Source organism: Synechococcus sp. R6-7 (genome assembly GCF_047461695.1).
Taxonomy (GTDB): domain Bacteria; phylum Cyanobacteriota; class Cyanobacteriia; order Thermostichales; family Thermostichaceae; genus Thermostichus.
This window is the reverse complement of sequence record NZ_JANSHS010000065.1, coordinates 1-9,642: the sequence shown is the minus strand read 5'-3', so window position 1 is coordinate 9,642 and position 9,642 is coordinate 1. Positions and strand designations below refer to the sequence as shown.

General features: G+C 60.2%; 5 protein-coding genes. 3 read left to right on the top strand and 2 right to left on the bottom strand.

Annotated features, from left to right (window positions below):
• Positions 1 to 2: 2 nt before the first annotated feature.
• Both NW815_RS02620 and cysS read right to left on the bottom strand, forming a co-directional pair.
• Positions 3 to 2,660: a TIGR03960 family B12-binding radical SAM protein gene (locus NW815_RS02620; RefSeq protein WP_414415678.1), complete on the bottom strand. Its 2,658-nt coding sequence runs from the start codon at positions 2,658 to 2,660 to the stop codon at positions 3 to 5.
• Between the two features lie 152 nt (positions 2,661 to 2,812).
• A complete protein-coding gene (gene cysS, locus NW815_RS02615) occupies positions 2,813 to 4,396 on the bottom strand; it encodes a cysteine--tRNA ligase (RefSeq protein WP_414388129.1) in 1,584 nt (527 codons plus the stop codon).
• A 341-nt stretch (positions 4,397 to 4,737) separates the two neighbouring features.
• Between cysS and NW815_RS02610 the strand changes: the two genes are divergently transcribed.
• The 3 genes from NW815_RS02610 (at position 4,738) to NW815_RS02600 (ending at position 9,479) form a co-directional block, all read left to right on the top strand.
• On the top strand, positions 4,738 to 6,447 hold the full coding sequence (locus tag NW815_RS02610) for a LysM peptidoglycan-binding domain-containing protein (protein WP_414388130.1): 1,710 nt from the start codon (positions 4,738 to 4,740) through the stop codon (positions 6,445 to 6,447).
• 92 nt (positions 6,448 to 6,539) lie between these two features.
• Positions 6,540 to 7,865, top strand: a complete 1,326-nt coding sequence (locus NW815_RS02605) for an FIST N-terminal domain-containing protein (protein WP_414388132.1) — start codon at positions 6,540 to 6,542, stop codon at positions 7,863 to 7,865.
• Positions 7,866 to 7,946: 81 nt separating this feature from the next.
• Positions 7,947 to 9,479, top strand: coding sequence for a leucyl aminopeptidase (locus NW815_RS02600; protein WP_011433415.1), 1,533 nt, complete (start codon positions 7,947 to 7,949; stop codon positions 9,477 to 9,479).
• Positions 9,480 to 9,642: the final 163 nt, after the last annotated feature.

Below are 9,642 nucleotides of genomic sequence, written 5' to 3'. Positions count from 1 at the left end.
TATTATTGACTAGAGTCATGCTCCCACAACAGGCGCAGCCGCTTTGCCGTCTGTAGTGTCCAGTGGGGCAACCCCAATGACTCGGCCATTTGAACCAGATGGGTGGGCCGCAGGTAGGCACCGTCGTTGCGGCAACTGCCCCGGTAAAGGAGGCAAGCGCTGCCCTCGGGGGTCAGGCCCTGAAACTCTAGGTAGTACAGCAGGGCGCGGGCATTGAAGGGAGAGGACTTGCCAGACTTGGAGGTTTTTTCAATCCAGATTTCCTGCGCGTCTAGGATCTGGGTGACCCAGGCAGGCCAAGAGGACTCCGTCCCGCTGCCGTGAACGGCTTTGGGCAACTCGCAGCTCACCGTGAGCTGATATTCGGCGGCGTAAACGGCTGCGGTGGCAGAGGGATCCCGAAGGCTAATTTCTTGGACGGCTTGGATGGGGATCTCCGGGGGCAGCTGTTCGCTCAGAAGGGCGCGCAGTTTCTCAGGCGTCAGAGGACCTTCAGGCCGATCCAGCAGCTCCAGATCCAGGATTTCGCCATAGCCTTCCTGGCCGATGGGCAGAGCGTTGGCGTTGGCCAGGCGGGGCATGGGGTGGTAGCCGCCGCTGAAGGCCAGAGGTAACCCCGCTCGCCGACAGGCCCGTTCCCACAGGCGCATGAGATCCAGGTGGCCCAGCCAGCGCAGATCCCCGGTTTTGCCGTAGGTGATGCGGAAACGCTGGGCAGGTGGCTCCGGCTCCAGGGGATCCTGGGTGGGAGTGGGTTTGCTCTGCAGGGGCGGGACGGGCGGAGGGGGAATGACGATGTTGTGGCCGAAGCCGGGGCCGCAGATGCCGCAGGCGGAGCAGCCCTCGAAGGAGCAGTCTTCCACGGTGAGGGCTTCCAGGGCGCGGCGGTAGTCTTTTTGCAGCCATTTTTTGTCGATGCCAGTATCGATGTGATCCCAGGGCAAGGGATCCTCCAGGCCCAATTCCCGGATGGGGAGATGGGCGCAGAGGGCGACCGGATCGGCGGCAGGATCCACCTCTTCGCCGCAGTAGGCCCTCACCCAGGCAGCATAGGCGGCGTCGATGTTTTCCCACCAGGCGTCCATGCCGGCACCGGCCCGCCAAGCCCGCTCGATCATCTGTCCCAGGGAGCGATCCCCTTTGCCGATGAAGTCTTCCAGGATGCTGAAGCGGATGTCGGTGAAGTGGGCTTTGACTCCCCGTAGCCGGCGCAGCTCCTTCTGCAGCAGGGTTTGCTTGCGCTGCACGTCGGCGTAGTCCACCCGGTGCCACTGGAAGGGGGTGTGGGGCTTGGGGGTGAAGTTGGAGAGGGTGAGGGTAAATTCCACCCGCTTGCGGCCTACCGCAGCGCATTCTCGCTGCAACCTCTCGACGGTGCGGGCGATCCCCAGGACATCGGCGTCGGTCTCGCCGGGCAGGCCAATCATGAAATAGAGCTTGATTTTGTCCCAGCCCTCTTGGACGGCGGTGCGAATGCCGCGAATCAAGTCGGCATCGGTGAGGCCCTTGTTGATGATGTCCCGCAGCCGTTGCGTGCCAGCTTCGGGGGCAAAGGTGAGGCCGGAGCGGCGGGATCCCTTCATGATGGCGGCAATTTGCTCATCAAAGCGATCCACCCGCTGGCTGGGCAGGGAAAGGGCAATGTGTTCTCTGAGGAGACGGTTGTGCAGCTCCGCTCCCACCGCCGGCAGGGAAAGGTAGTCGGAGCAACTGAGAGAAGAGAGGGAAAATTCGTTGTAACCTGTTCTCCGCAAGCCCTGCACCACAGCCTCCACCACTGCTTCCGGATCCACATCCCGCGCTGGTCGGGTGAGCATGCCCGGCTGGCAGAAGCGACAGCCACGGGTACAGCCCCGCCGCACTTCCATCACCAGGCGGTCGTGGACGGTTTCCACCAAAGGCACCAGGCCGACGGAGTATTGGGGTTGAGGCAGGGCCACCCGACGGCGGACGCGCTCCGGCACCCCAGGCACGATGGGCCGCGGTGGGATCCCCTCGTAAAACTGGGGCACGTACACCCCCGGCACCTGGGCCAGCTCCAGCAAGACCTCTCGGCGGGGCTTGGACAGGGATCCGGCCAGCACTTGGCCAATTTCCGGCAGCACCTCTTCCCCATCTCCGAAGACGAAGAAATCGAAAAAGTCGGCAAAAGGCTCCGGGTTGGAGGTGGCGGTTGGCCCACCGGCAAAGATCAGAGGGCACTCTTCCGGGGTGAAGGGTTGCCGTTCCCACCACCTGAGCGGGATCCCGGCCAGATCCAGCATCTCCAGGATGTTGGTGCCCCCCAGCTCGTAAGCCAGGCTGAAGCCGATGATGTGAAAGGCGCGCAGAGGACGGCGGGATTCCACGGCAAAGAGGGGGATCCCCAACTGCCGCAGGCGGGCCGCCAGATCCGGGCCTGGCAAGTAGGTGCGGTCACACAGTTGATCCGGCTGAGCGTTGAGGATGTTGTAGAGGATGAGGTGGCCCAGGTTGGAAGCTCCCACCTCGTACAACTCTGGATAGCTCAGCACCCAACGCACCCGTGCCGAATCCCAAGGACGGTGGACGGCGCCAAACTCTTTGCCCAAGTAGCGGGCCGGCCGCTGAATCTCAGGGGTGAGCAGGCAATCCAGATCGATGGGACTCAGATCAGTTTGCGCGGTAGCTGGAGAAAGCATTGAGATCCGCCGAGACGTTGACACAGTCACTGATCTGACTCTAGCCGAACTTTTCCAGCAACCCAAACGAAGGGAGAAGCACTTTGCCCCTCTGAGCCCCTAGGTTACAGCCATATCCATTTTGAATGAGCCCGAGGAATGCTCCTCAACCCCTATTCTCGCAGCCAACGGGTGGTGCCGTCTTTTTGATCGATGAGGGTGATGCCCAGGGCTTTCAACTGATCCCGAATGCGATCGGCTTCGGCAAAGTTTTTCGCCTTGCGGGCTGCCGAGCGCTGCGCGATCAGCTCCTCGATTTTTTTAAAGTTAAGTTCCCCATTTGTAGCTGCTTCTTTGGATCCCTCGAATTCAGAGAATGAGGGCCAACAGAATCCCAAAGTAGCCAAAATCTCCAGCAAGGCAGCGCTTTTTTGTTTGAGGGCCTGGGGCTCCAGATGGGTTTGGCCTTGATGGGTGAACAGGTTGTGTTCGCGGGTGAGTTCTTTGGCCAATTCAAAGGCGATAGCCAGCGCTTCAGGGGTGCCAAAATCATCGTCCATAGCAGCTTGAAAGGCTTGCATGGCCTCAGCATCAGGGGATCCCTTTTCTCCTTTGCAGAAGTGCTGGGCACAGTGGATCCCTTTCTGGAGGGTTTCCCAGCCACGGCTAGCCGCCTGCATGGCTGCCTCGGTGAGATCTATGGGGCTACGGTAGTGGGTCTGCAACAGAAACAGCCGCAAGGCCATGGGGTGATAGACAGCGAGGGCCTGTCGCAGGGTGGTGAAGTTGCCCAAAGATTTGGACATTTTCTCGCCGTTGATGTTGAGAAAACCGTTGTGCATCCAGTACTTGGCCATCGGCTTGCCGGTGATCGGCTCCGATTGGGCCAGCTCATTTTCGTGGTGGGGGAAAATCAAATCTGCCCCGCCGGCGTGAATGTCGATGTGATCTCCCAGGGTCTCCCGCACCATGGCGGAACATTCGATGTGCCAGCCCGGTCGCCCCCAACCCCAAGGGGAGGCAAACCCCGGCTCAGAAGGGGGGGCCGCTTTCCAAAGGGCAAAGTCGAAGGGATCCTGTTTGTCGGCTCCTTCTTCTCCTACCCGGCCACTGGCTCCCGCCTCCATCTCCTCCAGTTTTCGACCGGATAGCTGGCCGTAATCCGGGAACTTGCGGACAGAGTAGTAAACAGAGTACTGAACAGAGGCGGGGGTCTCTGGCTGGTGTCCCGCTTGCAGGAGGGAAGACTGGTCGGTCTGGTGTCGAATCGGATCCCGTACCCGGTAGGCAAAGCCTTTGAGCTCCAAAGATTGGATCAACTGGAACATGGCTTGCAGCGATTGCGTTGCCCTCGGGTAGAGATCGGCCCGCTTGATGTTCAGGCGATCCATGTCCTGGAAATATTCGGCGATGAAGCGCTCCGCCACCGCTTGCATGGATTCGCCACGTTCCAACGCCCGCTTGAGGATCTTGTCGTCCACATCGGTAAAATTCTGCACATACTTCACTCGGTAGCCGCGCCACTCCAAGTAGCGACGCACCATGTCCCAAACCACGTAGGTACGCGCATGGCCGAGGTGGCAGAGGTCGTAAACCGTTACACCACAGACATACATCCGCACCAGGGGCTTCTCCTCCGCAACCGGAGCTGCAGATCCCTGGGAATTGCCGACGGAAACGGATTGAGATCCACCTGCTGCCAGCGGCTGAAACACTTCCTTGCGGCGAGTCAATGTGTTATAGACAACCAAATCCATGGGTATCCCTAGTTTGTAGTTTCAGCTACAGCAAAACAGGCTTTGTCTTCCAAAAAAAGACGATGGCGCACTTTGTCTTGAATCGGATGAGGCTCGACAAAATCTCAACGAGCCAAGGGCTGGAACCATTGTGAGGCAAGCATTGTGGCTGAAATTACCTGCCAAGACTTGTCTAGATTTGTTAACTACGGTACTCTAACCTGAGTGCGAGCCAGCCTGTTCATTAGCGAGCTCCACCCCGGCTTGAGTCACCCCTGGGGTGCTCGGTGCCAAGGGGCTTATGCCCCTCATTTTGACATCTTCTTCTCTTGCACTCTAGTGTCAGCCTGTTTGGTGTGAGGATGCCTTTAAAACCCACTTTCCCCAATCCCCAAAACGGGGAGCTGGATTTCCGCGGTGCTGCCGTGAGCACCCTTTCCCCCCCACCCCCAAAGGGCTCGGCAGGGATCCCTTCAGAACAGTCCTGGACTTCTGCGGATTCATCTGCCGAGGAAGCCTATCTTCTGGAGTGGGCTCCAGCCCCTCTCTCTGGGCGGTCGAAGCCAAGATGGGTTGGTTTGGCCCTCTCTCTCAGCTTAACGGGCCTGGTATGGCTTCTGAAGCTGGAGGCGGATCCCTGCGCAGAAGCTGGGGAAGAGCAGCTGCCGGCCACCCCCAGGTGCCCAACCGAGCCTGAGACAGCCCATCCAGAGCCGGGGGATTCTGCTCCTGCGCGTCGGGGATATCCGGCTTGGGCCACTGGTCTTTTGCTGATGCTGGGCTTGGCCGGAGTCGCTACCCTACAGCAGCGACAGTTGAATCGCCCCCTGTCTCCGGCGGTAGAGCCGATCCCACCCTCTGTGCATACGCTATCTGGCGCTCTGCAGCAAAACTACGAGCAGAAAAGGGAGCAACTGCGCCAAGCTTTCGCAGAAAGACGGATCCCGACAGGAGAAGGGCCTAGAGGCATCCTGGAGCATGAAATTCAGCCGGGGGAAACCCTCTGGCAACTGACCCAGATGTATCAGCTCGACGCGGCTGCCATCACCGTCTCCAACGGTATTCAGGCCAGTACTGAGCTGAAGCCGGGGCAGAAGCTGCTGATCCCCAGCCAACCGGGATTGATCTACACCGTCAAGCAGGGAGACACGCTGGAGGACATTGCCAACCGCTACCGAGTTCCCCAGCAGCGGATCATCGAAGCGACTCCCCTGGAGCGCCCGGAATATCTGCGCATTGGCCAACGCCTGCTCATCCCCGGCGATGTGGGCGAGTTGATCCAGCGTCAGAAGGAGATGATCGCTGCCCAGAAAGCTCGCGAAGAGGAAGAGCGCCGCCGGCAGGAAGAGGAAGCCCAACGCCAAGCCGAAGCCCAAGCCCGATTACAGGCCGAGCAGCAACGCCGGGCCCAGCAGATGGAACAAGAACGGCAAGCCCTCTTGGCCGGTGGATCCCTGACCCACACGGTTGGAGCCGGTGACACCATCGAACGGATCGCCGCCCGCTACGGGGTAACTCAGCGGTCTATTATTCAAGCCAACAACTTGCGCAATCCCCATTGGCTGCGCATTGGCCAACGCCTTACGATTCCGGCGCCGGGTACGCAGCCCACCCCTGCTCCTGCCCGACGAGCTCAGAGCCAGCCACAAGCTCGGCCAGCGCCGCCAGCGCCCCCTCCAGCTCCTCCTCAGGCCCGCAGCAGTGGGTTTATCTGGCCGGTCTCCGGGCAAATCACCTCTGGCTTTGGCTACCGTCGCGGTCGCTTTCATGCGGGGGTAGATATTCCTGGCCCCGTGGGATCCCCCATTGTAGCCGTTCAGGAGGGAGTGGTGATCTTCGCGGGGAATGCTGGGGATGGCTACGGCAATCGAGTGGACATTCGCCATCCCAACGGAATTGTTACTCGCTATGCCCACGGCCATCAGATTTACGTTTCCACAGGCCAGTACGTGCAGCAGGGGCAGACAATCATGAGCCGCGGCAGCACTGGCTGGAGCACAGGGCCGCATCTGCACTTTGAAGTCCGCCCCGGCGGGGGCGCGCCTGTGGATCCCCGGCCCTATCTGCCCTGATCCTGTCCCAAAGCGAGACTACACAGAACAGCCAGCCCGGCCATAAATTGCTAGCCTAAAAACAGCAAACTCCAGACCGTAGGAACACGCCGATGCAGTGGGTGAACGCGCTCTCCCAGCTCCCTTCCCTAGAAGCGGCTCTGCGGCAGGTGGTGGAGGAAGCCAAGGCCAAGCTTCAGGCGGCCCAGCTGAAAAGTGCCTTGAGTCGGCAGGTGCAGACGGTGGGATCCGGCAGCTTGCCGGGGCTGCTGACAGGGTATGTTCCCGCTCAGCCTCTGCGGCCCAACCTGGGGGTTTTGTTTGTGTCGGCGGCCTTTGCCAGCGAATACATCCGGGTGTTGCCATTGCTGTCGGGGCTGCTGGAGGTGGACGTTTTGATCGGCTGCTCCGGGGGTGGCATTGTGGGTGGCGGGCATGAAATTGAGGATGGCCCGGCTCTCTCCTTGTCTTTGGCGGTCATGCCGGAGGTGGTGCTGCATCCTTTTCATCTGCGGGGGAACCAATTGCCAGACTTGGATGCGGCTCCTTCTGCCTGGGTCGATTGTGTTGGGGTTTCGCCGCAGAGCAAGCCCCATTTTCTGCTCTTGGCCGATGGATTTTCCTCTGGCATCTCAGAGCTGCTGCAGGGGTTGGATTTCGCCTATCCGGGATCCGTCAAAGTGGGGGGATTGGCCAGTGGGGGCCGCGGCCCTCGGGGCAATGCTCTGTTTTTGCTGGATGCGCGTACCTCCACACCTCGGCGGGAGCTGTATCGAGAGGGCACAGTGGGGCTAGCGCTCTACGGCAATGTGGTGCTGGATGCAGTGGTGGCCCAGGGGTGTCGCCCCATTGGGGATCCCTTGCGGGTGACGGAAGCAGAGGGGAATGTGATTCTTGGCTTGGAGGGTCGCCCTCCTCTAGCGGTTTTGCAGGACTTGGCAGAGCGGCTCAGTCCCGTGGATCAGCGATTGGCCCGCCACTCTCTCTTCATCGGCCTGCTGATGGATGAGTTCAAGTCGGAGCCGACGCCGGGAGATTTCCTCATTCGCGTAATCTTGGGCGTTGATCCGCGCGTGGGGGCGCTGGCCATCGGGGATCAGGTGCGCCCTGGCCAGACGGTGCAATTTCATCTGCGGGATGCCCAGACTTCGGCAGAAGATCTGCGTTGGGCCCTCAGCCGCTATTGTGCCGAGCGCAACTTGAGGCAAAGCCCCTCTCAACCGAGGCCGGAGCCTTGTGGGGCGTTGATGTTCTCCTGTTTGGGGCGAGGCAAGGGCCTGTACGGCACTCCCGATTTTGACTCGCAACGGTTTCGGGAATTGCTTGGAGAGCTGCCCTTGGGGGGGTTCTTTTGCAATGGTGAGATCGGCCCCGTTGGGGGATCCACCTTTTTACACGGCTACACTTCCTGCTTCGGGATCTTCCGGCCCGCCCACTAGAGGGGGGATCCCTTGCCCTAAGAGCCGGCAAAATTAGATAGACTGAGGATCTGCTGTCAACAGCTTGGTCAAGGGTTTCTCATGCAGCTTCATCTTAGCGAGCCGCCACTCACTCAAGGGGAATGTGCCCTGGTCTATTGCTTTGCCGCTTCCGGCGGGAATGGCCGCTTTCCTCTGCCCCCTGAGATCGCCTCTTGGGATGAAAAGGCGTGGTCGGGGCTGGTGGCGGAAACCGTTCAGGAGCAGGGGTTTCAGGGGAAGCCGAATAGCAGTGTTGCCCTGCGCCTGACAGGAGAGATCCGCAAACTGGTGTTGGTGGGGCTAGGGGATCCCGCGGCCCTAACGCTAGAAGCCCTACGACGGGCCACAGCCAACGGCCTGCGCCAGGCTCACAGCTTAAAAGCCAAGCAGGTGATGCTGTCTTTGCCGGAGACGGGGTTGGATCGGGTGCGTGGGGTTCAGGCGGTGGCCGAAGCCTGCCTACTGGTGGCGCACCGGGACAATCGGTTCAAATCCTCAGCCAAAGGGGAAGAGGAAAACAGCTTTTCTGTGCAGGAAGTAACTCTCTTGGTGCCGGGGTTGGCCCAGGCTCGCCCCGATTACGAAGTCGCGCTGCAGCGGGCCATTGAGATGGCCGCAGGAACCATCTTGGCTAGGGAATTGGTGGCTGCCCCCGCCAACATTGTGACTCCTCTCGCCCTGGCCGATACCGCCCGCCAACTGGCCCAGGAATATGGCCTAGAGGTGGAGATTCTGGGACAGGAAGAATGCGAAGCTCTGGGGATGGGGGCTTTTTTGGGTGTGGCCAAAGCCTCTGATCTGCCGCCCCAGTTTATCCACCTCACCTACAAGCCGGCACAAGGGGATCCCGTTACCAAATTGGCCCTGGTGGGCAAGGGGCTGACCTTTGATTCCGGTGGGCTGAACATCAAAACCGACTCCCGCAGCATCGCCATGATGAAAACCGACATGGGGGGAGCAGCGGCAGTTTTGGGAGCTGCACGGGCCCTAGCCGCCCTCAAGCCGCAAGTGGAGCTGCACTTCATCGTCGCCGCCACGGAAAACATGATCAGCGGCCATGCTATTCATCCGGGAGATATCCTCACCGCCTCTAACCAAAAGACCATCGAGGTCAACAACACCGACGCAGAAGGTCGCCTCACCTTGGCAGATGCCCTGGTGTTTGCGGAAAAGCTGGGCGTCGATGCCATCCTCGATCTGGCTACCCTGACCGGTGCTTGTGTGATTGCTCTGGGGGAAGAAATTGCCGGCTTGTTCACCCCAGATGAGACGCTGGCCCAGGAGCTACAGCAAGCTGCCAATCTTTCCGGCGAAAAAATCTGGCGCCTGCCGCTGGAGGAAGGCTACTTCGAGGGTCTCAGCTCCATTGTGGCCGACATGAAAAACACTGGTCCCCGCTCAGGGGGATCCATCACCGCTGCCCTGTTCCTGAAGCAGTTTGTGGAGAAAACCCCTTGGGCCCACCTGGATATAGCAGGCCCCGTTTGGACAGAGAAGGATGCAGGCTACAACAACAAAGGGGCCACCGGTTATGGGGTGCGCACCCTGGTGGAGTGGGTCTTGGCGCGGCAAGCCGCAGCAGCTTGCTCATAACCCCGCCTTTCTGGACGTTGGGCCTTGAAAAAGCATCTACTGAGGGAGGAGCCAAGGGCTGCTTGGCTGGAGCTGTCCGATCCCTAAAATAGGCTTAAAAAAGAGTCTAGGTATTGAGTAGCACTTTGCAAGGCTTCCCCTCAGCTAGAAATCGCAGGAGCCC